Annotated in this window: 24 protein-coding genes and 1 pseudogene; 11 read left to right on the forward strand and 14 right to left on the reverse strand. The window is 60.9% G+C overall.

The annotated features are described in order from the left end of the window. Window positions 1-280: 280 nt before the first annotated feature. Window positions 281-784 carry a YciE/YciF ferroxidase family protein gene (locus GGC47_RS19540; protein WP_142020572.1) on the reverse strand — a complete coding sequence of 168 codons (504 nt, stop codon included), beginning with the start codon at window positions 782-784 and terminating at the stop codon, window positions 281-283. Window positions 785-915: 131 nt separating this feature from the next. Here GGC47_RS19540 and GGC47_RS19545 point away from each other — a divergent pair. From GGC47_RS19545 to GGC47_RS19585, 9 genes and pseudogenes are all read left to right on the forward strand, one after another. Continuing rightward, window positions 916-1113, forward strand: a pseudogene (locus GGC47_RS19545) (AtzE family amidohydrolase); the annotation flags it as partial. 287 nt (window positions 1114-1400) lie between these two features. Further along, entirely contained in the window at window positions 1401-1889 is a 489-nt protein-coding gene (locus GGC47_RS19550) for an EamA family transporter (protein ID WP_429068605.1), read from the forward strand. Between the two features lie 607 nt (window positions 1890-2496). Then, complete coding sequence (locus GGC47_RS19555; RefSeq protein ID WP_038368617.1) at window positions 2497-4440, forward strand: PrkA family serine protein kinase; 1944 nt, start codon at window positions 2497-2499, stop codon at window positions 4438-4440. 19 nt (window positions 4441-4459) lie between these two features. Next, on the forward strand, window positions 4460-5734 hold the full coding sequence (locus GGC47_RS19560; RefSeq protein WP_142020574.1) for a YeaH/YhbH family protein: 1275 nt from the start codon (window positions 4460-4462) through the stop codon (window positions 5732-5734). Beyond that, window positions 5731-7278, forward strand: a complete 1548-nt coding sequence (locus tag GGC47_RS19565) for a SpoVR family protein (RefSeq protein ID WP_038368613.1) — start codon at window positions 5731-5733, stop codon at window positions 7276-7278. Before GGC47_RS19560 ends, GGC47_RS19565 begins: the two co-directional genes overlap by 4 nt. A gap of 463 nt (window positions 7279-7741) precedes the next feature. After that, window positions 7742-8689, forward strand: a complete 948-nt coding sequence (locus tag GGC47_RS19570; RefSeq protein WP_142020575.1) for a metallophosphoesterase family protein — start codon at window positions 7742-7744, stop codon at window positions 8687-8689. Window positions 8690-8718: 29 nt separating this feature from the next. Then, a complete protein-coding gene (locus GGC47_RS19575) occupies window positions 8719-9063 on the forward strand; it encodes a cupredoxin domain-containing protein (RefSeq protein ID WP_429068606.1) in 345 nt (114 codons plus the stop codon). Between the two features lie 8 nt (window positions 9064-9071). Next, on the forward strand, window positions 9072-9632 hold the full coding sequence (locus GGC47_RS19580) for a sigma-70 family RNA polymerase sigma factor (RefSeq protein ID WP_429068607.1): 561 nt from the start codon (window positions 9072-9074) through the stop codon (window positions 9630-9632). An 8-nt stretch (window positions 9633-9640) separates the two neighbouring features. Next, window positions 9641-10429 (forward strand): anti-sigma factor family protein, encoded by a 789-nt coding sequence (locus GGC47_RS19585; protein ID WP_429068608.1) that lies wholly within the window; start codon window positions 9641-9643, stop codon window positions 10427-10429. Between the two features lie 854 nt (window positions 10430-11283). Here GGC47_RS19585 and GGC47_RS19590 read toward each other — a convergent pair. From GGC47_RS19590 to GGC47_RS19640, 11 genes are all read right to left on the reverse strand, one after another. Further along, the gene (locus GGC47_RS19590; protein ID WP_429068609.1) at window positions 11284-13113 is read right to left on the reverse strand and encodes a TniQ family protein; all 1830 of its coding nucleotides are present in this window, start codon (window positions 13111-13113) and stop codon (window positions 11284-11286) included. A gap of 1 nt (window position 13114) precedes the next feature. Beyond that, the gene (locus GGC47_RS19595; protein ID WP_429068610.1) at window positions 13115-14173 is read right to left on the reverse strand and encodes an ATP-binding protein; all 1059 of its coding nucleotides are present in this window, start codon (window positions 14171-14173) and stop codon (window positions 13115-13117) included. Between the two features lies 1 nt (window position 14174). Further along, window positions 14175-16310 (reverse strand): hypothetical protein, encoded by a 2136-nt coding sequence (locus tag GGC47_RS19600; RefSeq protein ID WP_429068611.1) that lies wholly within the window; start codon window positions 16308-16310, stop codon window positions 14175-14177. Further along, entirely contained in the window at window positions 16307-17017 is a 711-nt protein-coding gene (locus GGC47_RS19605; protein ID WP_429068612.1) for a PDDEXK family nuclease, read from the reverse strand. Before GGC47_RS19605 ends, GGC47_RS19600 begins: the two co-directional genes overlap by 4 nt. A 226-nt stretch (window positions 17018-17243) precedes the next feature. Beyond that, complete coding sequence (locus GGC47_RS19610) at window positions 17244-17471, reverse strand: hypothetical protein (RefSeq protein WP_429068613.1); 228 nt, start codon at window positions 17469-17471, stop codon at window positions 17244-17246. A gap of 598 nt (window positions 17472-18069) precedes the next feature. Then, window positions 18070-18861, reverse strand: coding sequence for an antitoxin Xre/MbcA/ParS toxin-binding domain-containing protein (locus tag GGC47_RS19615; RefSeq protein ID WP_429068614.1), 792 nt, complete (start codon window positions 18859-18861; stop codon window positions 18070-18072). Beyond that, window positions 18858-19190, reverse strand: a complete 333-nt coding sequence (locus GGC47_RS19620; RefSeq protein ID WP_429068615.1) for a DUF6634 family protein — start codon at window positions 19188-19190, stop codon at window positions 18858-18860. Before GGC47_RS19620 ends, GGC47_RS19615 begins: the two co-directional genes overlap by 4 nt. Window positions 19191-19278: 88 nt before the next feature. Next, on the reverse strand, window positions 19279-19497 hold the full coding sequence (locus GGC47_RS19625; RefSeq protein ID WP_429068616.1) for a hypothetical protein: 219 nt from the start codon (window positions 19495-19497) through the stop codon (window positions 19279-19281). Continuing rightward, window positions 19494-21602: an AAA family ATPase gene (locus GGC47_RS19630; RefSeq protein WP_429068617.1), complete on the reverse strand. Its 2109-nt coding sequence runs from the start codon at window positions 21600-21602 to the stop codon at window positions 19494-19496. Before GGC47_RS19630 ends, GGC47_RS19625 begins: the two co-directional genes overlap by 4 nt. Before the next feature lie 121 nt (window positions 21603-21723). Beyond that, on the reverse strand, window positions 21724-21951 hold the full coding sequence (locus GGC47_RS19635) for a hypothetical protein (RefSeq protein ID WP_429068618.1): 228 nt from the start codon (window positions 21949-21951) through the stop codon (window positions 21724-21726). Between the two features lie 232 nt (window positions 21952-22183). Continuing rightward, the gene (locus GGC47_RS19640; protein ID WP_429068619.1) at window positions 22184-22633 is read right to left on the reverse strand and encodes a hypothetical protein; all 450 of its coding nucleotides are present in this window, start codon (window positions 22631-22633) and stop codon (window positions 22184-22186) included. A gap of 463 nt (window positions 22634-23096) precedes the next feature. Between GGC47_RS19640 and GGC47_RS19645 the strand changes: the two genes are divergently transcribed. Further along, on the forward strand, window positions 23097-24716 hold the full coding sequence (locus tag GGC47_RS19645) for an anti-phage dCTP deaminase (protein WP_429068620.1): 1620 nt from the start codon (window positions 23097-23099) through the stop codon (window positions 24714-24716). Next, window positions 24713-25297 (forward strand): hypothetical protein, encoded by a 585-nt coding sequence (locus GGC47_RS19650; protein WP_429068621.1) that lies wholly within the window; start codon window positions 24713-24715, stop codon window positions 25295-25297. The genes GGC47_RS19645 and GGC47_RS19650 overlap by 4 nt, the downstream gene beginning before the upstream one ends. 49 nt (window positions 25298-25346) lie before the next feature. Here the strand turns inward: GGC47_RS19650 and GGC47_RS19655 are convergent, their stop codons facing one another. Beyond that, complete coding sequence (locus GGC47_RS19655; protein WP_429068622.1) at window positions 25347-25937, reverse strand: hypothetical protein; 591 nt, start codon at window positions 25935-25937, stop codon at window positions 25347-25349. Window positions 25938-25940: 3 nt separating this feature from the next. After that, on the reverse strand, window positions 25941-26105 hold the full coding sequence (locus GGC47_RS19660) for a hypothetical protein (protein WP_429068623.1): 165 nt from the start codon (window positions 26103-26105) through the stop codon (window positions 25941-25943). Between the last annotated feature and the right edge of the window lie 386 nt (window positions 26106-26491).

A 26491-nucleotide genomic window follows, 5' to 3' on the forward strand; every position in this document is an offset into this window, starting at 1 on the left:
CGATCAATCCCGATCCCGAAAAGGATACTGGCGATGCCGACAAACCGCGTGTGAAGCCGGACGACAAGCCGGCGGCGGGCGCCGGCGAATAGCTGGTCTTACCGAGCGTCTCGCAAAGCCCGGCGAGCACTGCCCTGTCCTCCGGCGACAGCTCGATACCAAGGCTGAGCTTCCGCAAGAAAAATTCGTGCCTTTCCGACATCAGCCTCAAAACGATCGAGCGCTCAAGTCGTTCCGCCACTGTACGGACCGTACAGTGGCGTCATTGCAGCAGGATCCCTCAGGCCGCTTTTCGATTGATCCCACTGAGCGCAAGTTTCGACAGCTTCTGGTCGGTTGCATCCTCCTCCTCGAGGGTCTGCTGCAGCAGGGAAGCGCAATCGTCGCGGCCGAGTTGCTTAGCCCAGGCGACGAGGGTGCCGTAGCGCGTGATCTCGTAGTGCTCGACGGCTTGGGCAGCGGCGATCAGCGCGGCATCCAGGACCTGCTTGTCGGCCACGTCGCCGGCGATATCGCTCGCCTCCTCCAGGATGCCGTCGATTGCGGGGCAGGTGATGCCCTTCTCCTCGACGCCGTGCAGCCGGAAGACCTGCTTCAGACGATCGATATGGCCGTCGGTCTGGCGAAGATGCGTCTCGAACCCGCTTTTCAGCTCTGGGCTTGTCGCCTTCTCGATCATGTCGGGAAGCGACTTCCTGATCTGATTTTCGGCATAGTAGACGTCCCGAAGCGTATGGACGAAGAGATCGTCCATCGTGGCGATGTCCTTGGAAAACCAACCCATCATCATCTCCTGATCTGGCGTTGCGTGTCTCCGCCCAACCGGGCTGCGCAGCGCGCGTTCCTGCGCTCCCATCGATTGTTCGATGCCGTACAGAGAGTGCAAAAGGCCAGCGAAACCGAGATTGGGACCGCAATATCGGATTGTTCACGCAGCCGATCTCCTGCGTCGGGTTGCCGGTGGCGGCCGTGCCCGTCTTCGGGGGCTTATTGCCGATCGGCGTTCAGCTCATCGCGGCGCCCTGGCGCGAGGATATTTGCCTGCGCGCAGCCTATGCCGTCGCCCGCGCTCAGGTCGCTTCCGCCCAGCCTCCGCGGCTGGACCATGACTGAATCGCCTGCGCAAGGGATGATCTGACGGCAGCGGATTTTGCAACGGGTGCTTTGGGTCGCACCGCGGATCGTCGAGCTTGCCGCCGCGAAGCGGACGTTCGCAATGTCCGCAACGGGCCAAAATCGTCGGTCGCTCGTCCGGGCGAGTTGCTCCAATAGCAGACTCTCGCTCTCTGCCGAAAAGCGGACCTCCAGCATAAGTGCGGATGATCTCAGCATCGGGATTATGAATTTCGCTTGGCAATGGGCCTTTGGGATCATCCCTCACGAAAGAGAGGGCATGAATGATGAGCCGCCAGCAGACGTCCGCGATCCTCCTCCTCGTCCTGGCGCTTCAGATCCTGCCTGTCTCGGACGCATTGGCGAAGTCCATGTCCGCGTCCCTTCCGCTGCTGCAGGTGGTCTGGGCCCGGTTTTTCTTTCATTGTCTCGCAACCGGCGCTTATGCCGCATGGCGTTACGGCCCTGAAACGCTCCGGCCCACGGTCTCGACACGTCTCCTGGCACGCAGCGCGTCGCTCTTCGTCGCCGTCGGCCTCTTCTATGTCGCGATCCATTTCATGCCGTTGGCCGCGGCGCTGACCTTGTGGTTCGTTGCTCCCTTCCTGCTCACGCTGATGGCGCGGTTCCTTTTCAAGGAAGAGGTGGACGCGGCCCAGTGGCTTGCCATCGCGGCGGGCTTCGCCGGCATCATCATTGCGATCCGGCCGTCGCCCGAGACATGGGAATGGACCTATCTCGTCGGCTTGCTGGCAGGCTTCGGCTATGCGGTCTGAATAGCATTTATTGCACCCGATCGTGATATCTCCCCGCAACCACACCGATGGCAAGGACGGGATGCGCTACGTCCCGACTGCTGAACGCGTCGCTCAAGCGTGTGCGGACCGATAAGTATAGGCGCTCACCGCGCCTTCCGCGTGCGAGCGGATGGTCACCGCGCCTGTCACGACAAACGCCGAACGGCCATGTCGTAAGCTTAGGCGCCCCACCTCCGGCAGCGTGAGGTCACGAAAAATGTCGTAACCATTCGACCATTTGAATGGAGGGCTACAGCCCGGCCGACATTACGGCCAGCACAAATTGAAGGCGTTCGGTGCGTTCCATCCCATTGACGGACACCGCACGAATACACGCGGCTGGCGCCTCGGCTGGGCTGCGAAGGCACCCACGCCACTTGGACGTTCAGCACAATTTGTTCGCAGATGCGCCGCACAAAACGGTGAGTGCCCACTTTTGCACATTGCGAGAGCCGCGCTTGAGCGCATCCTGTCGATCAATAGCAGATGCTGATTCGCAGTTGACGTGCGCCGTGTTTCGACGATGGGCGTAGCCGATTCTCTGATGCCTGCGTCGAGCCACGGCATAACCATATGCAGAGGGCTCATGTACAACGACTCTTTGTTCAACGCTTTCGCTCGCTCCTACGAGGCGCGCCGCGAAACGGACATGCCGATCGCCGACTACTTGGAAGCCTGCAGAGGCGATCCGATGCTATACGCTAACGCAGCGGAACGCCTGCTGGCGGCCATTGGCGAGCCTCAGATGATCGACACGGCCAAGGATCCTCGCCTTGGCCGTATTTTTTTGAACCGAACCATCCGGACCTATCCGGCCTTTGCTGGCTTCTACGGCATGGAAGAGACGATCGAGCGTATCGTCTCCTTCTTCCGTCACGCCGCGCAGGGCCTGGAGGAACGCAAGCAGATCCTCTATCTGCTCGGCCCGGTCGGCGGCGGCAAGTCGTCCCTCGCCGAACGGCTCAAGTCCTTGATGGAGGTCCACCCCATCTACGTCCTGAAGGCCGGCGACGAGATCAGCCCGGTCTTCGAAAGTCCCCTGAACCTCTTCGATCCCGGGACGATGGGGCCCATCCTCGAACAGCGCTACGGCATTCCGCAGCGACGATTGACGGGCCTGATGAGCCCCTGGTGCCTGAAGCGGCTCGAGACGTTCGGCGGCGATATTTCCCGCTTCCAGGTCGTCAAGCTGCAGCCCTCGCGCCTGCGCCAGATCGCCATCGCCAAGACCGAGCCCGGCGACGAGAACAACCAGGACATCTCGTCGCTCGTCGGCAAGGTCGATATCCGCAAGCTCGAGAACTTCTCCCAGAACGACCCCGACGCCTACAGCTATTCGGGCGGCCTCAACCGCGCCAACCAGGGCGTTCTCGAATTCGTCGAGATGTTCAAGGCGCCGATCAAAATGCTGCATCCCCTGCTGACGGCGACGCAGGAGGGCAACTACATCGGCACCGAGAACATCGGCGCCATTCCCTTCTCCGGCGTCATCCTCGCCCACTCCAACGAGGCGGAGTGGCAGAGCTTCAAGAGCAACAAGAACAACGAGGCCTTCATCGACCGGATCTGTGTCATCAAGGTGCCCTACTGCCTGCGGCCGACCGAAGAGCAGAAGATCTATGAGAAGCTGATCGAGGGCTCGGCGCTCAGCAAAGCGCCTTGCGCGCCAGGAACTCTCTCGATGCTCGCGCGGTTCTCGGTTCTCTCGCGGCTGCGCAACCACGAGAACTCGACCTTGTTCGCCAAGATGCGCGCCTATGATGGCGAGAGCCTGCGGGAGACCGACCCGAAAGCCCGCAGCGTCCAGGAATATCGTGACGCCGCCGGCATGGACGAAGGCATGGACGGCATCTCGACGCGCTTTGCCTTCAAGGTCCTGGCGGCAACCTTCAACCATGACACGATCGAGCTCGGCGCCGATCCGGTGCATCTGATGTATGTGCTGGAACAGGCCATCCGCCGCGAGCAGCTGCCCGACGAGACCGAGAAGCGCTATCTCGAATTCATCAAGGCCGAGCTTGCTCCGCGCTATGCGGAGTTCATCGGGCACGAGGTTCAGAAAGCCTATCTCGAATCCTATGCGGATTACGGGCAGAACCTGTTCGACCGCTATGTCGACTATGCCGACGCCTGGATCGAGGATGTCGACTTCAAGGATTCCGACACCGGCCAGTTGCTCGACCGCGAACTCCTCAACCAGGAGCTGACCAAGATCGAGAAGCCGGCGGGAATCGCCAATCCGAAGGATTTCCGCAACGAGATCGTCAAGTTCTGCCTGCGCTCGCGGGCCAGCAATGGCGGCAAGAATCCATCCTGGACCGGCTATGAGAAGATCCGCGAAGTCATCGAGAAGCGGATGTTCTCACAGGTTGAGGACCTGCTGCCGGTCATCTCCTTCGGCTCGAAGAAGGACGGCGAGAGCGAGAAGAAACATGGCGAGTTCGTCTCGCGCATGGTGGAGCGTGGTTATACCGAACGCCAGGTCCGGCGTTTGATCGAATGGTACATGCGCGTGAAGCAGGCTGGCTGAGCCAGGCGCGGGAGCCATCATGAACATCGTCGACCGACGCCTGAACCCACGCGGCAAGGCTCTCGAGAACCGTCAGCGTTTTCTGCGCCGGGCCAAGGGCGTCGTACAACAGGCGGTGAAGCAGTCGCTGCAGAGCCGCAATATCCGGGACGTGCTGGACGGCGGAGAAGTCAGCATCCCGCTGGACGGGATGGAGGAGCCAAGCCTTCGTCGGGGGAGCGGGGGCACGCATGACCGTGTGCTGCCCGGCAACAAGACCTTCATCGAAGGCGATGTGCTGCCGCGCTCGGGAGGAGGCGGCAGCGGCAAGCCCGACAAGGCCGGCGAGGGAACAGGCGAGGACGCCTTCCGCTTCGTCCTGACCCGCGAGGAGTTTCTCAACGTCTTCCTCGACGATCTCGAACTGCCCGATCTCGCCAAGCGGCGGCTCACCGAGACCGAGCATGAAAGCCCCGTTCGCGCCGGCTACTCGGTCTCGGGCTCCCCGGCCAATATCGCGGTCAACCGCACGACGCGGCTTGCGATGATGCGCCGGATGGCGCTTCGCCGCCCGAACCCCGAGGCGATCGCGCGGCTGGAGGCGGAGATCGCCGCCTGTGAAGAGGACGGGTTGCGCCTGGTGCTCGAAGACAAGGTCAAGGCGCTCGAAGCCAAGGTGCGGCGCATTCCCTATATCGACCCCGTCGATGTCCGCTACCGCCGCTACGAGAACGAGCCGAAGCCGGTCGCGCAGGCCGTGATGTTTTGCCTGATGGATGTGTCCAGCTCCATGACGGAGCACATGAAGGACCTCGCCAAGCGGTTCTACATGCTGCTCTACATCTTCCTGTCGCAGCGCTACCGCCATGTCGACCTTGTCTTCATCCGCCATACCGACCGGGCCGAGGAGGTCGACGAGAACACGTTCTTCCACAGCCCCGCGACCGGCGGAACGCTGGTCTCGAGCGCGCTCGAGACCATGCGCGCGATGATCGCCAAGCGCTACCGTCCGGAAGACTGGAACATTTACGCGGCTCAGGCGTCGGACGGCGACAATTCCTATTCAGACGAGGCGGCCACCGAGCGCTTGCTGACGGAGGCGATCCTGCCGGTCAGCCAGTATTTCGCCTATCTGGAGGTCGGCGACGCCGATCGCGGGTCTTCGTCCCAATCTGCCTTGTGGAAGCTCTACGACAAGCTGCGCACGGAGGGCGCGCCGCTCTCGATCCGCAGGGTCGGCCATCGCGGCGAGATCTTCCCGGTCTTTCGCGAGCTCTTTCAACGCGGTCAGGGACGCGAAAGGGTCGCGTCATGAGCGTTGCCCCGATGGAGCGGCTCTTCGACGGGGCGGACTGGAACTTCGCCACGCTGCAGCGCATCCACGACGCCTGCGAGCAGATCGCGCTCGGCGAGCTCGGCCTCGACGTCTACCCCAACCAGATCGAGGTGATTACGGCCGAGCAGATGCTCGACGCCTATTCGTCGACCGGCATGCCGCTGTTCTACAAGCACTGGTCGTTCGGCAAACATTTCGCCCATCACGAGGCGTTGTACCGCAAGGGACTGAGGGATCTCGCCTACGAGATCGTTATCAACAGTTCGCCCTGCGTCTCCTACCTGATGGAGGAGAACACGGCGACGATGCAGACGCTCGTCATCGCGCATGCCGCCTTCGGCCATAACCACTTCTTCAAGAACAACTACCTGTTCAAGACCTGGACCGACGCCGAGGGTATTCTCGACTATCTCGACTTCGCCAAAGGCTATATCGCGCGTTGCGAGGAGCGCTACGGTCAGGTCGCCGTCGAGCGGACGCTGGACGCGGCCCATGCCCTGATGTCCCACGGCGTCCACCGCCATCCCGGCAAGAGCAAGCTCGACCTGCGCCAAGAGGAACAGCGCGAGCGGGACCGCCGCGCCCATGAGGAGCAGATCTTCAACGACCTCTGGCGTACCGTGCCGGCGGGCCCGAGCAAGAGCATCTCCAATATCAGTCTCGAGCGACGGCGCACCGCGCTCGGCCTGCCGCAGGATAACCTTCTGTATTTCCTAGAAAAATCGGCTCCGCGGCTGCATGCTTGGCAGCGCGAAATCCTGCGGATCGTTCGCCAAATCGCGCAGTATTTTCACCCTCAGCGCCAAACCAAGGTGATGAACGAGGGCACCGCGACCTATGTCCACTACCGCATCATGACGCGGCTCCATGAGCTCGGGGCAATCAGCGACGGGAACTTCCTCGAGTTCCTCAGGTCGCATTCCAACGTCGTGTTCCAGCCGGCCTATGACGATCCGAGATTCCCGGGCTTCAACCCCTACGCGCTCGGCTTCGCGATGATGCAGGACATCGAGAGGATCGTCACCGCGCCCGAGCAGGAGGATCGCGAGTGGTTTCCGGAGATTGCCGGGAGCGGCGACGCGATGGCCGTCCTGCGCGACGTCTGGGCAAACTACCGCGACGAGAGCTTCATCAGCCAGTTCCTCAGCCCGCATTTAATGCGGCAGATGCGGGTGTTCAGCCTCTGCGACGACCCGGCTCAAACCGAGGGCGTGGTGATCTCGGCGATCCATGACGAGCGCGGCTATCGCCGCATTCGGCGCCAGCTCGCCCGCGAATACGATGTCAGCTGGACCGATCCCAATATTGAGATCGTCGATGTCGACCTCGCCGGCGATCGGCGCCTGCTCCTGCGCCACAGCGTCGTGAACGGCTGCCTGCTCCAGGACAAGGCCGCTGCGCAGGTGCTACAGTCTATCGCGGATCTGTGGAGCTACGATGTGCGGCTTCAGGAGGTCGATTCCTTGGAAACGGTGCTCAAAGAGCATGTGGCCAGCCCGCGCGCGATGGTCCGTGCAGCTTGACGAATTCGCATGCCGAATTCTTGAGAGACCAGAAGTCTAATGTCGATGCTCGCGCGGACCGTAGCCCAATCGCAAGGCAACGCTCACGCGGTCGCAACCATGGATCGGATGGCCCACCGCCTGATAACGGACATTCTAGATGTCAGCCAAGGGCTAAAACCGGGCAGACGCAGGCGGCGGGGGCCAACCCGCGGCAGCGCGCAAACGCCAGAAGAATCTCTTCGAGAGGCAGCTCTGGCTCTGAGGCTCGATCATTCAGCCCAGCGCCAAGTTCATTGTTTTCAAACGCGGAAACCGGCGCTGTGCCCAGGAACGGACCTCCGGAACGCCGCAACGACACGACCGAGAGCAAGATGGCTTCATCACGCCCCTGTGAACATGTGATGCGGCACGGACGGGAATAAACCCGCCGCTCTGCCGATCTCCTCAGCATCTGCCACTGGCGGCGACGCAGGAGATCGACATGACCCAGCACCGTAACGATGACGAGCGTATCGACCGCCGGCACGCCCTCGAGTGCATGATCTGGGCGGGTACCGGCGTCCTTTGGACGGTTTCGGGTGGCGTGCCCGTGTCGCTCGGCCTGCTCGGCGAGGCCAGCGCAGCCGAGACAGCGACGGGGTTCACGTTCCTGCAGATCTCGGACAGCCATATCGGTTTCGACAAGGCAGCCAACCCGCACGCCATCGACACGTTGAAGGAAGCCGTCGGCAAGGTTCGAGCCTTGCCCAAAAAGCCCTCCTTCATGATTCACACCGGCGACATCACCCATCTGTCCACGGCTGCGCAGTTCGATACAGCCGGGCAGATCATCGGCGGCGCCGGGTACGACGTGCACTATGTGCCCGGAGAGCACGATATCATCGACGAGAACAATGGGCGCGCGTATCTCGACCGCTACGGCGCGGGCACCAAGGGCGCCGGCTGGTATTCCTTCGACCAGAACGGCGTGCATTTCATCGGCCTGGTCAATGTCGTCAATCTCAAGGCGGGGGGCCTCGGCAATCTCGGTGCAGACCAGCTCGCTTGGTTGGCCGACGACCTCAAAGCCGTCGGCGCCTCGACGCCGATCGTCGTCTTCGCCCATATCCCGCTCTGGGCGGTCTACCCGGAATGGGGCTGGGGCACCGACGATGCGGCGCAGGCGTTGGCTCTACTCAAGCGCTTCGGCTCGGTTACCGTGCTCAACGGCCACATTCACCAGATCATGCAGAAGGTGGAGGGCAACGTCACTTTCCACACGGCCCTTTCGACCGCTTTCCCGCAGCCCGCACCCGGCACCGCGCCATCACCGGGACCGATGACCGTGCCGGCCGGCCAGTTGCGCTCTCTTCTCGGCATCACCCAGGTCGCGGTGAAGCGAGGTAAGGAGGAGCTCGCGATCATCGACAGCACCCTCGCAGGCCCCTGAACCGCGCAGCGCATAGAAGGATGCCTCCCATGATCCGCATAAACGTCAGCTCCCGACCGCTTGCCTGCGCCCTTGTCTGTCTCGGCATCGTCGTTATGGCGCAGGCCCCTCTGCGGGCCGCGGATGCCGCGCGCGTCAAGATCGACAACTTCACCTTTGCCCCCAAGCTGCTCACGGTGAAGGCTGGGGCGACTGTGACATTCCAGAACGACGACGACATTCCCCATGTCGTCGTGGCGAATGACGGCTCGTTCCGGTCCAAGGCGCTCGACACCGGAGATTCCTACGTCTTCACCTTCACGAAACCGGGTGATTTTCCGTATTTCTGCGCGCTTCATCCGCATATGCAAGGTACCATCACCGTCACTCCGTGAGATGTGTTGTGCCCGGAGAAGCGGATGATGTCGCGGTGTTGACCGGCAAGACCTCGGCGGAGCGCTTCAGCGAGGTGGTTCTTCCCCATCTCTCCGATGCGCTGGCGCTTGCCCGCTGGTTGACCGGCAATGCCGATGACGCTGAGGACGTGGTGCAGGAGGCTTGCCTGAAGGCCTATAAGGGACTGGCGACCTATGCGGGCGGCAATGCGCGTGCCTGGCTGCTGACGATCGTGCGCAATGCCTCCTATGCCTGGCTCGCGCGAAATCACCCGCGCCGCGTCGTCGCCGTCGGCGACCTCGCCGATCTCGACGCATTGGCCGCCAACGCCGACACGGATGCCGGAACGCCGGAGGCGGCCTTGATCGCCAAGGCGGACGCGGCCGCGCTTGAAACTGCGATCACGCTGCTGCCGCACCCGTTTCGCGAAATTCTCGTGCTGCGGGACGTCAACGGCCTCGGCTACCGGGAGATCGCAGCGATGCTCCATGTGCCGCTGGGCACCGTGATGTCGAGGCTGTCGCGGGCGCGCGCACTGCTTGCGGCGCAGCTCGGGGGGAGCCGATGAGAAAAAATATGGAATTGCCGTCGGATTCTGCGGACCTTCAGTTGCTGCTTCATGCCCTGGTCGATGGCGAGCTCGACGCCGCCACGACCTTGGCTCTGGAGCGACGACTGGTGGAAGATCCGGCGCTCGCGGCCGAGCACGCTCGCATTGCCGCCCTGCAAACTGCCGTTCGCAACCTGCCTCGCCCCGACGTCAGCGATGCGTTCCAGGCCCGCATCGCTGCGCTGGGCGTTGCCCCCCAGGCGGCGGCACGGCCAGCATCTGCCCCCTCCGCTTGGCTTGGCTGGCGCGCCATGGCGGCCTCGATCCTCGTCACCGCTGTTCTGACGAGCGGGCTGACCCAATGGGCGATGACACGCAACGCGCCGGACAGCTTCGCTGCCGCCGTCGCCAGCAGCCATCGCCGCAGCCTGCTGGCCGCAAGCCCGGTGGATGTCGCCTCGTCGGACAGGCATACGGTCAAGCCTTGGCTCGACGCCCGCATCGGCCTGTCGCCCGCGGCGCCCGACCTCGCAAAGGAGGGCTTTTCGCTCCTGGGCGGCCGTGTCGAGGTGATCGCGGACAAGCCGGTTCCGGCTCTCGTCTACAAGCACCGTGAGCATCTGATCACCCTCGTGGCCGCACCACAGGACGGCAGAACCGCCTCCATACCGGCTGGGGCAGAGCGGTCCGCCGGCGGCTTTTCCCTGATCCGCTGGGCCGACGGGGCATTCACTTATTGGGCGATCTCGGACACGGATCGCGCCACTCTTGAAGATTTCGTCAGCCGCTTCCGGGAAGCTGCCGCGGCGGGCTGACTTCCGATCCTGAGGATCGTTGCCAGAGGCGGGCGGAAATCGTCGCGGCGACTACTGAATCTTCCCCCAAATTATGTCGCGCTGCGACTCTCAGTCCCAGCTAGGGGCCTACTCTCAAACCTTGGGATTCATATGACTTGTGTCGAGACGGCGATGAATAACGTCACCACCGATTCATATCCGACAGCGCGGCCCGGTCTCTGAGCTAGAACGCCCGAAACCTGACGCTTGCAGAGTCCGGTAAGGGCCAGTTCCGGCTATCCGGCTGTCGGCCTTCGTGGAGCGCCGGAAGCAGACATTTTAGCCTCTCGTGCCTGTGTATCGACATGAGAACGGTATGCTTCGGCGATTGCGATGTCATCGAAAGTCACGAACGATCCCCCCTGCGTTCGGATCGGGCTAACTCAGCCTTAGCTTCTTCGAAGAGTCAGTGATGAAGCTCGTCGTCTTCGACCTCACATTTAGCTCAGGCCTGACGGACGCCGGCCGGCGCGCCGTGTTCCGGCCGTTGGAAGCCAGCGACGCCGAGTGCCCGTTCTGATCGGCTGAAAAGCAAAGCGCCGCCCGGCTTGATGGCCGGGCGGCGCAAATCTGATTGCGGAACTTTTTCTAAAATCGAGGCAAGGTTATGCCTCTCTACTTCATAATGTGATGAGGCGCGAAGTTCACCGCACGAATCGCTGTAAGTCATTGAAATATCTGTCAAGCGGTTCGTGATCGTAAGACCGAATTGCCGTCATTTGAATCAATCTTGTTCCGCAAACCCGGGGTGGCGCTCGAAACGACTTGTCAGTGCGCGTAAAAAAAGCCCGACGGGACGTCGGGCTTTTCTTCAATGCTGAACGAGTTTCCGCCTACAAGCTGCTCGGTATATCCGCCCGTCGATAGAATGTAGCCGGGATCGTTGGCTTCCCAAATGCGGGCTCGATGCCGCGCGCGGTCATTTCTTTTTTGAAGCGGATGAAGTGCATACGCCTTTCAGCCGCTAGCTCATTGAGCGAGCCGTACCTTTCCCGAAAAGCAGCTAGGTCCTGGGATTGAACAGCCGTGTAGGGGCACCGGTTCATCGGGCTGATCGCACGTTGAGATGGCAAGATTCCCGACCGGATCAACGAGTCAACGACTGCGAACGTCGTCTTGAGAGACGACTGCACAACGTAAAGTGGAAGCGAATTGCCGTGCTCGCCTCGAACTAGTTTTCGGACTTCGCTTACATCGACGAGAATGGATAAGTACCCGGCCTCACCGGAAATCTGTCCAACCCACTTCAAATCGCCACCCAGGATCGCCCGCACGATTTCTGCAGCCGAGCAGTTCGAGCCCTTCGCCGCTTCTGGAATCCGACAGATCGGTTTGGCATGTCCTGTCACGATCTCCGCTCTGGCCGTCAGGCAGGCAAGAAACGCGTCGAGGTCTCGAATATCATAGGCAGCATCTCTAAGGCCTTCCGATCCGGGGTTGGCAAATGGCCGGATCAGGCCCTCGCTTGTCAGCAACTTCGTATGGACGCGACCAGCATTAATGTAAGTCTCGGCTTCTCGTCCGCTGATTGCGTGCTTGGCCTTCAGAAGGGTCTCCTCCGCGTCGGGCGCTGAAAAAAGGACCCTGTCGTCGGACAAGCCACCATGATCCGTTCGAATCTTTCCACAGGCGGCGAGAATGCGCCGAAGTCGTTTCGGGTGAAGACGTGTTTCAAGTGCGGCCGTCCGGATCGAATGAAGCCGCCGTCGTTCGACGATTTGGCGGCCGTACAGTCGGTCTTCCGGGCTTACAGGGCAGCTTTCCCCAACCATGTCCACGACAATGTCGCGCAGAGGGTCCAGTCCCGGCGCGTTGGTGGCGGCAAGCCAGTTATGAAGGCGTCCGAACCAAGCCTGCGGACCGCTCGGGTCGGTGCGGCTTTCGGGATATGTCGACCGGAGTTGATCGAGGCATGCGCGGATTCCAGCTACGCCATTTGCCGCGATCTCGAAGCCCGCTTCGCCGGCCTCCCGCCAGTGCTCGTCCGTCATCGTCTTGATCGGCGCCTTTCGCCCGAAGGTCACGACCGCGCCGACCATCTCGCAAGCCTTTGCCGCGGCGTGCCAGGGCAGATTGTCCAACCATGCTGGGCCGTTGTGGCCGTCGAGCCGGTCGAGGAGATATTCCTCCAGCGGTGACGGCGATAGTTCGACTGCTTGGTCACCCAGCCAGTCGATCCGCTCGATCGTGGGAGCGACGAGACGAGCGAAATCGTGCAGCGCGCCGGGAGTATCTGCGTTGGCGACCTGGGTCAGCGCCACCCGATGGTGACGGCAGGTTCTGATCGGATCAAGTGACCATGAGACACGTCCGCTCACCATCCAGGGCTTCCGATCTTCGCGGAGATCGTTGGCAAGACAGCAGGGGCAGACGACTACCCGAGCGCGACGGAGCGTCGGCTTGATGAGGCCCTGACCGCGCAATGAAAATTCGCCGTCTTTTCTTACGATGGCGGCGTCCGAGATCGGCCCTATGGACAGGTTGGCCAGGCTAGCGAGCCGGTGGAGCGCTTCTGCTTCTCCGTCTACGAGAGCTTGAAAGCCAATGTCCATATCCAGGCAGAATGTCCGAGCCGTCTGTGCCCGATGGAGTAGAGCCAGCCTGGAAACCAAGCTGGTAGGCGTTTCATCGGCGCGATGAGAGAGTGAGGGAAAAAGCGTCATTTCAGGCCTTGCTCTTCCGCGCGCGCCTCTTCCGTGGCTTCGGATCCTCTGGCAAAACGGGTTCGACGGGCATCTCGTCGACCAATACGGCAGTGGCGTCGATATCCGGCCAGTCGGGTGCGATGAATGGGTTCATCCTATCCCCGCAGCCTGTGCGACCGTTATAGGCTGTCGCGAAATGCGCGATATCCAAGGTGTCGGCTCTATGAAGCAGAGCCGCTTCGATCGCTTCGTGGATGAGCTCTACAACTATTCCGTAGCGCTGGAGCCCAGCATGTGACAGGCGCGAGCCGGCATACTCGGTGAAGCCATCAGGCACCCGAATATCCGCGATCTTGCAGCATCGATTGAGCGCTTCATCGACGAGATCGGAATCCGTCGGCATCGACAACAGCGGGATGCGAATGAACCGCCCCCGACGCCGGACCTCATCAATTTCACGCATTGCTGGAACGAGACTGGGGAGCCCGCTGATCACCAGGCCCATGGGCCAATCGTAGGATACTAGGAGCGTCTTAAGTGCCTTCCTGATAGAATCCAGCTCCAGGGCGTTGGCCTTGTCGGTGAGATTGTGCATCTCATCGAGATGCAAGATGACCTTCCCGGACGTTTGCAGAGTCTCATGAACACGCGTCCAAATTGCGTGCTCCCTGAGGTCTCGCGAGAGCGGATATCCAAGCGCATGCAGGATGGCGACGCCAAGTGCCTTCATAGTGCATGGTGCAGGGACAACGACGCGAGCAATCGGGCATTCCGAGGCGAGAGCGCCGTAATCTCCTAACGCCGGGTGGGTCCGGAACATGCGATCGAGCGAGGAAGTCTTGCCGGTCCCGGCCTCGCCAACGACAACAAGCGCGCGCGTTTCGTTGCGACGCCTGTTTTCCTCGGACGCTCTGCGGCTGATCAGAGTCCGGAGCACCGCATCGATCGACGCACGGAGGCGATCGTCGAGGTCGGTTTCGATGTATTCGGCACGAACGAGCGCCATTTTGTCGGCGAGGGCGAGTTCCGCCGAAGGCATGGACGTGCGAATTCGTTCAATGATGGAGCTATCGAGCACTTCACTGACTCCTCGGCTTGATGACGCGGGAGGGCTTGGCTGGCGCGATCGGCGAGGTTTCGGCCGTTCGAGCACCTGATGGGATGGCCTTTGCCATGAGATCGGGGGCGGAAGACGAATTCAGCCGTTCGTCAGGCGCAGGGAAGCCGATGCCGAGATGACGCTCGATGCGATCGAGTTCCTCGGTCGTCGGTCGTGTCGAAAGAATCCCGGTCCTCTGCTGGGCCTTGCTGGCCATGTCCCAGGCGTCGCGGACCGCTGCTGCTAAGACCGCATCGTTCAACTTCGCCTCGGCGGCAAAGCGACGCCTCAGGTCAGCCGTGGCAGCCTGCCAGATCGATGAGGGCAGGCCATCGGTGCCTGGCCGCATGCACCGCACCGGGATCCATCCGTGGTCATCCACGCGGGCAGAAATGTACCCGAGATCGTTTGGATCCAGCTTGATGTCGATCGCAACACCACCGGCCTTTCGCCGATGTTGCTGGAGCTCCAGGCTATTAAAGAACAGCCCTAAGACGCGGACTCCCCGCGAAGACATCACCCTCCGCAAATCAATACCGAAGATGACCCTTCGTACGTGTCGGTCCGGCGGTGGAATGATGCCGTATTTGGCGGCCAACCGTTTCCAGGCATTTGCGGGAGTTTCCCCACCCAACCCGGCGTGTTCAGCGTTGTGGTAAATATCGACGACCCAGCGGACGAGAATGCGGCAAAGTTCTTCGACCGTCAGGCTCGCCCGGGCGGCCGGGTCATAATCGCCTTTCTCCACGACATTCGAGAAGGATCTTCCGCTGAACGGCGCCAACGCCTGCTGGTCAATGGTACGGAAGAACCTTTCGATGGTTCCGCGCAGCCACGGCATCCCAGCCGGAGGAGCGTCGGCGTTGCACCCCAAGTCGATGATGGCCCTCCTGAACGCGGAAGACATGAACGTTGCCCCCTGGTCGTGGCAGACCTCTTCCGGGGTGCCGTGCTGATACCAGGCACTTTCCGCATCCGCTCCGACGGCAAACGAGTGCTTGGGAGTAACAACCATCTCCAGCGTCTCAAGCGCGAGGTTTGCGCTGACGTTTGGCGCGATGCGCATCCCGAGGATGACGCGCGTCGCGACATCGATTGCAATACAGGCCCAAAAGCGCCGTCGGCGGAGCTCGTCCTGCTGCTCGGGCGACAACGTCTCAAAGAGGCCGATGTCCTGGACGATGGTCATGAGGTTGATGCGCCACTCGTCGATCTCGACGCGCTGTAGCGGGCGCTCGATCTCGGCTCCGCTGCCGACGATCGCGAATTTCCGAACCGCTGCTGCCGTGCCGTGCCGACCCGCATAGACCTCGAAATCCGGAATGGATCGGATCTCTCGAAGCACACGGTCGTAGCTGGGCTTCGGGAGAGGCGGCATACCCGCTGGCGCGCGGTCATGATTGATCGCCTCGATGTCCGCCAGAAGGCGCTTATGAACGTCTACAGCCGACGGGCGCGTTTCCGACGCATACCGCAGGGCGGCGAGCCGCAGCATTTTTCGCACCTCAGCGGGGAACCGCTCGGTGTGGCGGTCCCCGCAATGGCGGTAGGCGGGCCGCAACCCAGTCGCGCGGAGCCCCGCCTGCTCGAACATCGCGAGCCAGTTCCGCAGAGTACGAGGACTCGGAGGCTTTCGAACGCTCATCTTGAAGCCGGCGCGAGCTGCCGGACTTGTTCCGTCACTGCGCGGGCTCTGGGTGAGCGCTGCCTCCTGCTCAAGGAGCTCGCCCTGCAGCTTAGCTATGGCTCGCTTCATTGAATTGTCGGAGCGCGACGCAATTGCTTCGGCCTCCATCTTCATGAAGCCCGCGCAAAAATAGCGGCGCCAAAGGACGATCTCCTGCTCGTTCAGCGGTAGGTCGGACACAAAATTGGCGTCGCTGGCCAAGCGAGTTGCGACGGCTGTCACGTCGAAAGCGCCGCGCTCGAACCGGAAATCCGGTTGCTGCGACAATTCATGCAGTTGTTCGTGCGTCACCTCCTCGACGATCTGCGGATCGTCGAGCCTGGCGAAAACATAGCCTTTCGGCAGCTGACGGCGGAGGCGGTATTCGACACCCCGCAGCACCAGCTTGTCTTCGGGAGCGATGCGGAAAGTCGGAGAAAGCTGGTTCATCGCGCGGTCTCCCCAACGCTAGAGGGAATTGGTGCTACGCGAGTGGGGTAGCCAATGCGCCCGCCATCGAGCCTGTTCAGCGCGCCGACCGAGATCATCCGAACGAGAGAGCGGAAGGCGACGCCGCCGAGACCGCTCGCTCGGACCAATTCTGCGATCGAAACGGCATGATGCTGCGTCGCGAGAGACAGCATGAGGTTATCGACCTCGGGATCCGGTGCTCGCCGGGCTTGGTGCATCAGAGCGGCATCCGCAACGAGATCACGCGGAAGATCCGCGTCGGTCAGAAGCAGGATGCCATCGGCGAAAGTGACCGGCACCTGAGCCGCTATCATCGACAGCTGCTCGCTGAACCGATTGCGCTCGGCAATGGCTTGCGGTTTGACCGCCACGGCGAGCCTGCGCCCATCCTTGAGGTCGGCAAGGAAGTCGAAGGTGTGCCGATGCCGAACACCAGCCATGTCGAGCCATTCGACCGGGGGCGGCTGTTCCCGCAGGCCGGTCACATGAGGATGCGTCAGCAGGAAGAGCGCCGCCTTTTTTTCCAAACCGCTCTCGCAGCGGATTTCTCGGGCACGGGCGCCACCCACGATGGACGGACGGCATGCGCCCTTGCTTGGCGCATGCACCTCCCGAGTGGCCGACGATGGAAGAGGCGGAATCCAAGCGACCTCCGCGGAGGCGGAGATTTCAGTGTTGTTTTGCACGTTTGCTTTGTCCCGATCTGAAGAGCGAGCACCTTTTGGGCGCGTGAACACGCCGCGACGCGCGCGGCTTCCAGTCGGCTGCGAAAAGACGGCAGCATGGATGCTACGCAGCCACGAATGGCTCGCTCGGTGAGCTGCTATGGTGAAGAGTAGGGGCGTCGTCCCTGTGATTTCGGCGCTGTCGCCCCTACCGCCTCACATGGCGCGAGGCGCAATATTGTGCCGGCTAGCTTTCAATCGCGAGGTACAGCGCGAATTTCCGCGATCGCGTTGCGTGATCGGCGGAATCGATGAACAGGACGACTTCCTCGATATCGTACAGTTCCCCGGCATCTTCGATTTCGACTTCAGGAATCGGCTTTTGAATATGTCTACCGTCGCCAGCGCTAGCGGGCACGGACTGATGAGCGCACGTGCGTCGAAGCGCCGTGGTACCAATAAGGGCGTGAGTCATCGCTTCCTCCGACGAAAATCGGTTGAATTTCGAGGTGGACCCGTGTATAGCTCAAGCAGGTTCGTCGATTAATTCGACGTCCCTTTTGAACTGGGCGTTGTGTAGAAGATTTGGTTCTTCAGTGCTTCGTGTTCATGCTCGTCTCCGGGTTTGATTGCGAACGAAGCATTTGCTGCAGAGCAACGCCTCGTGGCCCTTGAGGGGCCGACGCGGTTGAGAGGTTCCCGCCTCTCAGCCGCGTTTCTTTTTGTTCGTGCCTTCAATCGCCCACAAGAGTTGATTGAAACATCGAACCTGAAGAATGGTAAGGTGATTCTTAAAGATTTGCAATCCAATCCTTAGGCCATGTCGGATTAGTGCATCTTGATTGGCAATCTGAAGGATTGTTACTTTAATTCTTGTTGTGATGATGGATTGTATGCTCGATTCATAACTTAGGTATGGATTGAGGCGCGAAGTCCTTCGAACGGTCCTTGCTCGGACGGCCGACCGGCAAAATCAACGACTAAGACGGAGCTGGCATTCCTTGTGAGAAGCGGGCTTTTCGGCGCTTTTTTGGAAGCCGAGATGCGCACGAACCAGGTGTCTTCCGCCCCCGTCAACGGCCGGCGAAATGGTCATGCAGGTACGCCCGCAGACGAAGGAGCAGGCGGAGGTTACCTGTCATCATGAGGTCCAAAGGGCGCCGGCCGTTGAAAACTGCATTTGGCGCTTTGACCCATCTGTAGCCCCGGCTCGGCTCCTTGAAGAAGAGACGCAGCCCCATGTGGATGGAGATCAACACCGACAATCGAACACCAAGCTCGTGATCGATTGCGTCGATTTCGTCATGCTTCCACCGTCGGTACGCAGCGCGAGGTAGTGGCCGCAGGATCCGGAGCGCATCCCTGTCGGGAACTCCCCATCTCTTGAATAGGCGGATCACGGCACGGACCGCGGCTTGGAGCTCCGTCCGCGTAAATGAAACCGATCCAAAGCCGGCGGCATTTAGGTGCGGACCGGTCGTTGCGATATGACGACGAACTCCTGTCGCTGGTCCCCTCCGAGCAGTCAGAATTTTCCGGTTTCGCGATAGCCTTCTCGCCAAGAAGGCGTTGGGACGCTGGACCATGAGGACGGCGAGTTCATTCTGAGCGATGCGTGCCTGGTCAACTCTTAGGATGTGGTCGCAAGGACCGGGATGTTTCGGTTGAGGTCCTTCACCCTCGACGACGCAAGGGGGTGGGCTACTGGTGGCCAGGAATCGAGCGAGATTGGGGTTCCGGGCGAGTCTCTTTGTCGACAGCCTCACAAGGATGACGTCTGCGCCGATGGCTAGAATTGGGGGTGACGCATTTGCCGAGCTCAACAGAACGACCGTGCCACGGCCGATAACGACAAAAGACCTCATGGCCCGCTCGCCTCCGGCTCCGGCGAGGGCACGTCAGTGGGCGGCGACGCGCATTTCCCAAGGCGATACCACCGACTTAGAGTGCGAGCGATCGTTCGATCCTCGTTGACCCAGATGAGCGGGCTTGTCGTGATTGGCCGATCGCCGAGGATCGGATGCCCGATCGATCGGCCCCAGAACACCGTTTGACCGGTGAGCGGATCGCGCCCGATCATCCAGTCCTCGAGGATCACGGCGTCACGTAGGTCCGCGTCGGATGGAAGCCAGCCTTCTTCGAGCCGCCGGAGATCCGCAGCGGCGTCGGTAATCTTCTGCACCAATTCCCGCATGGACCATTCTCCCAGTGCGCGCGAGCAACCAGCCGGCCTCGTCGGTCGGCCACAACGGCGTTGCAGTGACGTGGAAGTGGGGCTCAGGTCAGCGCGAGCGGGCGGTCATCTCCGCCTTGCCTACTCCTCTGAGCCGCTCGAAGTCGGCCCGTCGTTGGACGACGGATGCCAGGGCGCACAGTGCTTCTACGGGATCGATACCCAGGGTGGCTGCGAGATCATGGGTGGCCTTGAGGAGCCGGGTTTCGACTTCGGGCAAGGATTCAGCGGTCCGGTCGCTTATGAGCACGTCATCCAGATGAGTCACGCGCACCTCCCAAATTCGTCGTGGGCCTTGCTGGGTTCGACAGGACCGACGTCGACAATGGATTTGATGTCGTCGCCGGACAGATAGCCCTGGGCATCAAGCGCATTGGCGAGGGCGATCAATCTGCCCCTCTTTCGATCCAGCAGGACCCGAGCTTTGTCCTCGGCCTCGTTCAAGTGCTCGTTGACCGCCTTATGCAGCTCAGGGTGCTGGGCGAGATTCCTTATCTCGGCAAGGTAAGCGCTGCCCGAGATGCCCAGCCCGCACTGCGTCTCGATGAGCATTGCGAAGCCTGTCGCCCGCGCCAGGTCTGAGGAGATGCTTATGCCGGCACCTGCACTGGCATCCCCCAGAATGAGACGCTCGGCAGCTCGGCCGGCCATGAGCACGATCATCTCGCTTTGAAAGCGATCAAACGTGGCCGAACCTGTCAGATTGCTTTCGAACTCAAAGAACCCACCCCGGGAATGGAGAGAAATTCCGCAGACCGTCCCTGCCTCCAGCTCGTGAGCAGCCAAGGCATGGCCACTCTCATGGACAGCGATGCGCCAACGTGCTTCCGGCGAGAGGGCCGGTGCGCTTGCGGCAATGGTCGACAACAGCTCTTCGAGCGTGAGATCGCGCCTGGCGCGCCGGGCGGTACCTTTGGCGCGACGAACGAGCGCCTCGACATCGGCGCCGGTTGCGCCACGCGAAGCCAGCGCCAGCGGTGTGAGATCGGTGGATGGGGGAAGTGCAGCCCCGATGTAGTACCGGAAGATCTCGACCAGCGCCGCGGTATCCGGTCGGTCGATCTGGATTTCTCGATCGAGCCTTCCAGCCCGCTTGATTGCGGGATCGATTCTCGCCGGATGGTTCGTTGCAGCGATGACGACAACGCCAGGGCGCTCCTCGATGCCCGCAAGCTGTTCAAGCAGCAAATTGACAATCTGCGTCCAGTACTCGACGTGGTCGCCTCGGAGCTTCGATCGGTCGGAGATACCGTCCAACTCGTCGATGAACAGGATGCTAGGCGCCTGCCTGCGCGCCTGCGAGAACGCATCGCGGATAGCCTGCAATGTGCCCGAAAGAAAAGGCGCAGCATTCCACTGAGCCACTGATGTCGAGACGAGCGGAACCCGCGCCGACTTAGCCAGCGCACGCGCAAATTGGGTTTTACCAACGCCAGGGGGCCCCGACAGGAGAAGGCCCTTGTGATCGAGATCGGCCCAGCTGAGTTTCCCCGCGCGATACTCGCTCATATCGTCCACCAGCTGCAGGCCCCACTCTCGGGCCGCTCCGTATCCCGCTAGCTCACTGAGAGAAGGTCCCTCAATCAGGTACTCACCCTTCTTCCTGACGACATCTTCGATCGCGGCGAGGCATGCGTCGCCGGCTCGTCCGAAGCGGAATGCCAAAGGGAGATCATCGACATCAAGCAGCCGGATGAGGTCCGGGTCCATTGCGCGTGACGGTGCACGTCCCGTCACCACCTCGATGACCAAGGCGAGGGCGGTTTGATCCAGCGTGGGAAGAACAAGACGAAACTCTGCCGTCCGCATCAGCGCCTGCGGCAGGTGCCGAGTCGGGTCGGATGCGATACCCATCACCGGAATCCGACGCTGGAGCGCCGCTGCGATCTCCTTATTGCCCTTCTCGGGGCGATCCTCTCTCGCCGAACCATCCCGGGCCACGAGGACAGCGCGGGTCTGCGAGCCGACAATTGAGCCGGCCTCCATCACACGCGAGTGCGACGGCAGCACGCAGCTCTGCACAACTTCCTTGGCCATTTCGACGAGGTTCGGGCTATGAGTAGTCAGCACGACGATGGGAGCGTCCCGGCGGATGCGACGCGCCAGGCCAGAGACGCCCTCAATTGCACGGGCTATCAGCACCGCGACAGCCGCCAAATCGGGCCTGAGGATCGAGACACCACCACCGTCGAAGCTATCCTCGAGGTCGTCGATCAGGCGCTCTAAAGCCTCATCAGTGTAGTCGGCGCGGAGCATGGGCTGGATTTTTGCTCCCGCCTCGCGGGCAAGGATTTCGAGGTAAGCCCGCGCCAGCAGATCCTTGCGGGCTGGAATGGAGTGGCGGTCAGCTGCAGGCGATTTTCGACGCGGCATGAATCCTCCCGTGCGATGTCAGCCAGGAAAGTCAAATCGGGAATGCTCAATGGCGCGCCCAGAGAGCTGAGTGATAAGCGCGGCAACTGAGCAAGGGCTTTGCGGGCAAGCTGGCGGTCAGTTAAAGCTGGTTGGCCAGCTGCACGAGGCGCTCCGGCTCGCAGCTGAGCTCGTCGAATTCCTCGTCAAGCAAGGGATCCTGATACTCATTGCTAAGGTGCGAAACGGCGGTTCGAATCCGTTCCGCCAGCAAACACATCCTTGTGTCGCCGGGCTTGCGCCGCCGGCGGTCCGCGGTGTTATGGGAAAGCTCTCGATAGGCCAACCGGAAGTGCCCTTGGTCTGCCATGAACGGCTCCATTGGTACAATCGACGACAAATCGCCCGCGCGAGGCACTTCGAGCGGAGCGCCTGCAGGGACCGTGGGAAAGAACGGGCTGTAGTGGGCTAAGTGGCCATGTAGGCGTTGGCGGCTCATGCCGCTGGTCGTGCCATCAGAGGCAGCGAAACATCGCCGCACACTGACGTTAACTAATATACATATGCTATAAAAAATTCGCTACAATTTTAGTGAATTATAGTTAACGCGGAGCCCTATGCTTTTCTGAGCGAGATCGCTGCGCCGCATCGTTTCTGGTGGCGTGAACCACCACGCCCACCACATCCTTCCCGAACACGAACTGCGCGCCGGCTTCCTCCAAAGCCCGCCTCAAGCGGAGATTAAGTGCGGCCTTGGGTGATCCCAAACCGTTCTCAAAATCGTTGATGGTTTTTCGTGAAACTTTTGCGCGTTGCCAGAGCCACGCCTGCGAAACATTGAGCAGGGCGCGGGCCGCTTGGCAGACGTAGCCCGGGATAGGGCTAGCGCTGGGCATAGGAATGAAGCCGATCCCGGTTATCGGACCTGGGTTGCCCGACCCCAGATAAAATAGTTTTATGCCACTGCTACAATTCCATTCAGCAGCCGCAGAGGCTTGGCTCGCCGTAGGAGCCGATTCTTCAAGCGCTGTCCTCTCGATCACCGGGTCCACAATACCTCTCGATTCCTCTTCCGATTACGGGATCGATTTCGGCGACGTGCGCTGTTGGAGACCAGGGGGCGAACGACTTGCTTGAGCGAGATAGAAGCGCCGACGCGATCCTCGACATCAGGATAGAGTGAGTCCTAAGCAATCACAGGATTGCAAAATCAATCCATGCAGTCGAGCCGAATGACCCGTTGAGCCATTCACTTACCGAGTTCGCCGCTGGTACCGAGTTCGCTGCTGGGGGGAAGGCATTATCGTCAGCGGCCATTCGCGCCGTACAAGCAGGTCGAACATATGGCCGCACCGACCAGCAGTGCAAAACGCGAGAAAATCCCTACCAACGGAGAGCCGCCCACACATGCGCCGCTTGTGGAACAAGAGCTCAGACCGCTCGATTGATTCTTTCCAATGTGACACTAATCCTTCGTGATCTAGGCACCGAATGCATGAACCTTGGGGGGCCCGGGTGAACGTCACGCAGCTGAAGTCAGGAGGCGCCACGTCATCTACTGCGGGCCTCGATTCAGAAGCCATTATCAAGCAGGCACGGGCTAACGAGGTGTTCTTCGCCGTCGTGGGCCCGGTGGGCGCGGGCAGTTCGCGCGTCGTCGCCTCCTTGCAGAGAGCTCTGCAGGCAGCGAACTACGAGCCGATCACGATCAAGGCGAGCGACCTCATTCGCGAATGGGCGGAGAAGCGAGATCTGCCCTACCCGGAGGGTGACGATAAAACGCTGACGAACGTCACCACGATGCAAGATCTCGGGGACCGGATGCGAGAGGCGGACAAGGCCTCCGTGGCCCGTGCTGTCATAGGTAGGATTGCACGAGCCCGGGCGATGGCGATGGACATCCCCTATTCTCCAGGAGAGGTAGTCGAACCGGACGACAAAAAGCGGGCCTACCTGATCGACTCGATCCGGCACCCGGCCGAAATTCAGCTTCTTCGGCGCACATACGGGCAGTCATTCGCCTTGATCGGCGTTGTCTGCCAGGAAACCGAGCGCGAGCGTCGCGTGCTCGGAAAATACTTCACCGATCCCCAGCGGCTTCAGGACAAATTTCAATCCCAGGCTCGGGAGTTCATCAAGCGGGACGCCGACGATGTTGACAATAAGCATGGGCAGCACGTTGGAGATGCATTCCATCAAGCCGACTTCTTTGTCGATAATACGAAATCAGACCCGAAAGATGACAGTCAGCTTCTTGATGAGGCCCTCGGGCGGCTGATCAATATCGTTACACACGCTGAGTTGATCCGTCCCACCATCGAAGAGACTGCGATGCACCACGCTCACTCGGCGCGGGTTCGCAGCGCGTGCCTCTCCCGCCAGGTTGGTGCGGCCTTGATCGACGAGGGCGGTACCGTAGTTGCAACTGGCACGAACGAGGTCCCGAGGGCCGGGGGCGGGGTTTATGGGGAGCATTTCGCATCGAAATTCCCGCCACACGATGATCGGTGCGCGTTCAGCAAGCAGTACTGCAGCAACAATTTGGAGCAGAACGCGATCGTCGAGGAATTGATCGAACAGCTCCCTGAGTTGAGGGACGTGTCGAACAAGTTTGACTTGGCTGCGCGAATTCGAAAGACCCGCCTGGGCTCCCTAATCGAGTTTAGCCGGGCGGTTCATGCGGAGATGGACGCCGTCCTCTCGGCGGGGCGTGTCGGGGTCTCTACCACCGGAACCCGCCTCTTTGTCACAACCTTTCCGTGCCACTACTGCGCGCGTCACATCGTCGGCGCCGGCGTCTCGGAGGTTCAGTACATCGAACCCTATCCGAAGAGCCTTGCGCTCAAGCTGCACTGCGACGCCATTGAAGTTGATGCTGACGAATGGAATCCTCCCGAGAGGATCTCGATCGCGCAAGAACGAAGACTTGAGGAGCCACCGGCGCAGGGGCGTGTGCTGTTTCGTCCATTCAACGGCGTTGCTCCCCGCCTCTACGAACGAGCCTTCGAAAAGACCTGGGAATTGAAGGACAAGGTAAGCGGCAAAATGGTGATGACGCCCCCAGGCTGGGGTGACGGATGGGGCTCCTTTACGGTATCCTACCCGGAGCTCGAAGCGAAATTGAGCGAGTCGTGAGCCGTCCGCATCTTTATATAGTCCCGAACGAACAGCCCGTCGCTCCACGCGCCGAGCCGGAAAAGGCTGAGAAGTCTGCGGGTGAAGTGCGTCTGACGGCTAGAGGCGATAGGCAAAAAATCGACGCGACTTCGATACCGAAGGGTTGGCAGCTGCCGTTGCCCTTCGACGACAAGCCTCTCGGCCCCACGGTGCTGATCGTATCGATGGAATCGATGAATGGGCCTACGCTGAGAAATCTGATCAGCGAACGAAAGCCGGCTTCGGCCGTGGATCTTCGGCAACTCATCCGGTTCGATCTACCGGGGACGAGTCGCGAGGACGTTTTTCGAATTCTGAACGTCAATCGCACTTATTACGTCAAGGACTCGCTGCCTTGGCACCGACTGGATGCACGTGCGCTGGCTACCCTGGATGCTCCGGTGTCCAATGTTCTCCTCCACGAGATTGCCGATCGCAGAGCAGACTGCATTTTTGTGTTCGTCTATCGGCACGAAGAGGCTCGATCCATCGCGTCTCACCTGACCAAGGTGCTGGGCCCGCGAATGGAGGGCCCGTGGCGAATTGAGGAAGCGAGCTAGGGCCTGGGCCTAGCCAGCGAACCGGACATTCGCGATAGCTGTCGAGCTCTTATCGCTTTGAACCGCGCGCGAGTACGCGCGGCACAAAAACTTCCTTGATGCAGGTCTGCTTCACGACAGCGATTTGGGTATGCGTTTTCTGGCGGAAACCGGCGCCAGCGTAGACACTATCGCCTTCGACAAACATGCCCCGGACGGAATCGAAGCCCGAGGCTCCAAGCGTGGAATGCAGGTAGTTTATCACTGCACAGTCCAAGAATCTAAGTAGCTTGTCAGCGTTTTTATCGTCCGCGACGTCCTTGTTCACGAGGATGTCCTTGCCAGTCCTCTTCGCGTCTTCGTAGTACCCGTCGTATGCGACGATCAGGAAGTCATGGTTCTCTCGGAGTGTAAGATCCAGGCAGTTGCCAAGATCTATCAGGGCTCCGATGACAAACGGCTCGGTGTAGTGGCCCTTAGCAACTTTCTCGTCGGCCCACTCTTTCGCGCGCTGCGGATCATTCTCCCAGAAATAGACGCCTTTGCCGAGCCAATCGTACTGCTTCTCACTCAGAAGCATTTCGTCGCCCGCGAGAATTTTTCTTCCCGTGGACGCTTCGCAGCCGTGATAGCCGACAACCATATTATTGGTGCGCGACATCGGCTACTTGGCTTTTGACGGCTTCGTTTCCTTATAAATCGGGCTCAGGTTGCCGCTTCTGGTCAGGATGCCTGCTCTCATGAGTCGGCCAGTCGCCTTTGCGACGGAATCGTGCTGCTGCTGGCGGATCGTCTTTTTGAGAAGGGCCAATTTCTCAGCTGCGGTCATCGTCACGCTCCTATCCAAAGAATCATAGGCAAATTCCAGGCGCGCGACGAGCTAAATTTGGCGCGCGCCACGAGCTGAATTGTCCCGGCCCTCGACGAGGCTGAGTGAGCTCCTCGGCCGGTCAGCGGCACCGGAAGCTGACCCGGTGGCTTTTGCGCGTCGAATGACTTTTTGCTGCCTCCGCATTCGCCATCGGTGATCGCATCTTCGGCCCCCGTTCGTGCTCCCAGCCCGCCTTTGAAGTCCGAAGTTATCCGTCCGGGTTTGCCCGGCGGGACCCATCCCAATGGCGACCGCCCGCTGACCGACCTCGCCACCAACCAGTCACGTAAATGGCAGAGAGTGGTATTTTCGGCGCCTAATATGCGGCGAATTTAGCAATTGTA

Origin of the sequence: Allobosea sp. OAE752 (genome assembly GCF_050433265.1) — a bacterium.
Classification (GTDB): domain Bacteria; phylum Pseudomonadota; class Alphaproteobacteria; order Rhizobiales; family Beijerinckiaceae; genus Allobosea; species Allobosea spartocytisi.

Coding starts and splice junctions, on each gene's coding strand:
- GGC47_RS19610 (WP_429068613.1), bottom strand. CDS start 17,471: ATGACTCACGCCCTTATTGGTACCACGGCGCTTCGACGCACGTGCGCT.
- GGC47_RS19630 (WP_429068617.1), bottom strand. CDS start 21,602: ATGCCGCGTCGAAAATCGCCTGCAGCTGACCGCCACTCCATTCCAGCC.
- GGC47_RS19615 (WP_429068614.1), bottom strand. CDS start 18,861: ATGAGGTCTTTTGTCGTTATCGGCCGTGGCACGGTCGTTCTGTTGAGC.
- GGC47_RS19555 (WP_038368617.1), top strand. CDS start 2,497: ATGTACAACGACTCTTTGTTCAACGCTTTCGCTCGCTCCTACGAGGCG.
- GGC47_RS19585 (WP_429068608.1), top strand. CDS start 9,641: ATGGAATTGCCGTCGGATTCTGCGGACCTTCAGTTGCTGCTTCATGCC.
- GGC47_RS19635 (WP_429068618.1), bottom strand. CDS start 21,951: ATGGCAGACCAAGGGCACTTCCGGTTGGCCTATCGAGAGCTTTCCCAT.
- GGC47_RS19575 (WP_429068606.1), top strand. CDS start 8,719: ATGATCCGCATAAACGTCAGCTCCCGACCGCTTGCCTGCGCCCTTGTC.
- GGC47_RS19590 (WP_429068609.1), bottom strand. CDS start 13,113: ATGACGCTTTTTCCCTCACTCTCTCATCGCGCCGATGAAACGCCTACC.
- GGC47_RS19600 (WP_429068611.1), bottom strand. CDS start 16,310: ATGAACCAGCTTTCTCCGACTTTCCGCATCGCTCCCGAAGACAAGCTG.
- GGC47_RS19655 (WP_429068622.1), bottom strand. CDS start 25,937: ATGTCGCGCACCAATAATATGGTTGTCGGCTATCACGGCTGCGAAGCG.
- GGC47_RS19620 (WP_429068615.1), bottom strand. CDS start 19,190: ATGCGGGAATTGGTGCAGAAGATTACCGACGCCGCTGCGGATCTCCGG.
- GGC47_RS19550 (WP_429068605.1), top strand. CDS start 1,401: ATGAGCCGCCAGCAGACGTCCGCGATCCTCCTCCTCGTCCTGGCGCTT.
- GGC47_RS19565 (WP_038368613.1), top strand. CDS start 5,731: ATGAGCGTTGCCCCGATGGAGCGGCTCTTCGACGGGGCGGACTGGAAC.
- GGC47_RS19540 (WP_142020572.1), bottom strand. CDS start 784: ATGGGTTGGTTTTCCAAGGACATCGCCACGATGGACGATCTCTTCGTC.
- GGC47_RS19660 (WP_429068623.1), bottom strand. CDS start 26,105: ATGACCGCAGCTGAGAAATTGGCCCTTCTCAAAAAGACGATCCGCCAG.
- GGC47_RS19570 (WP_142020575.1), top strand. CDS start 7,742: ATGACCCAGCACCGTAACGATGACGAGCGTATCGACCGCCGGCACGCC.
- GGC47_RS19560 (WP_142020574.1), top strand. CDS start 4,460: ATGAACATCGTCGACCGACGCCTGAACCCACGCGGCAAGGCTCTCGAG.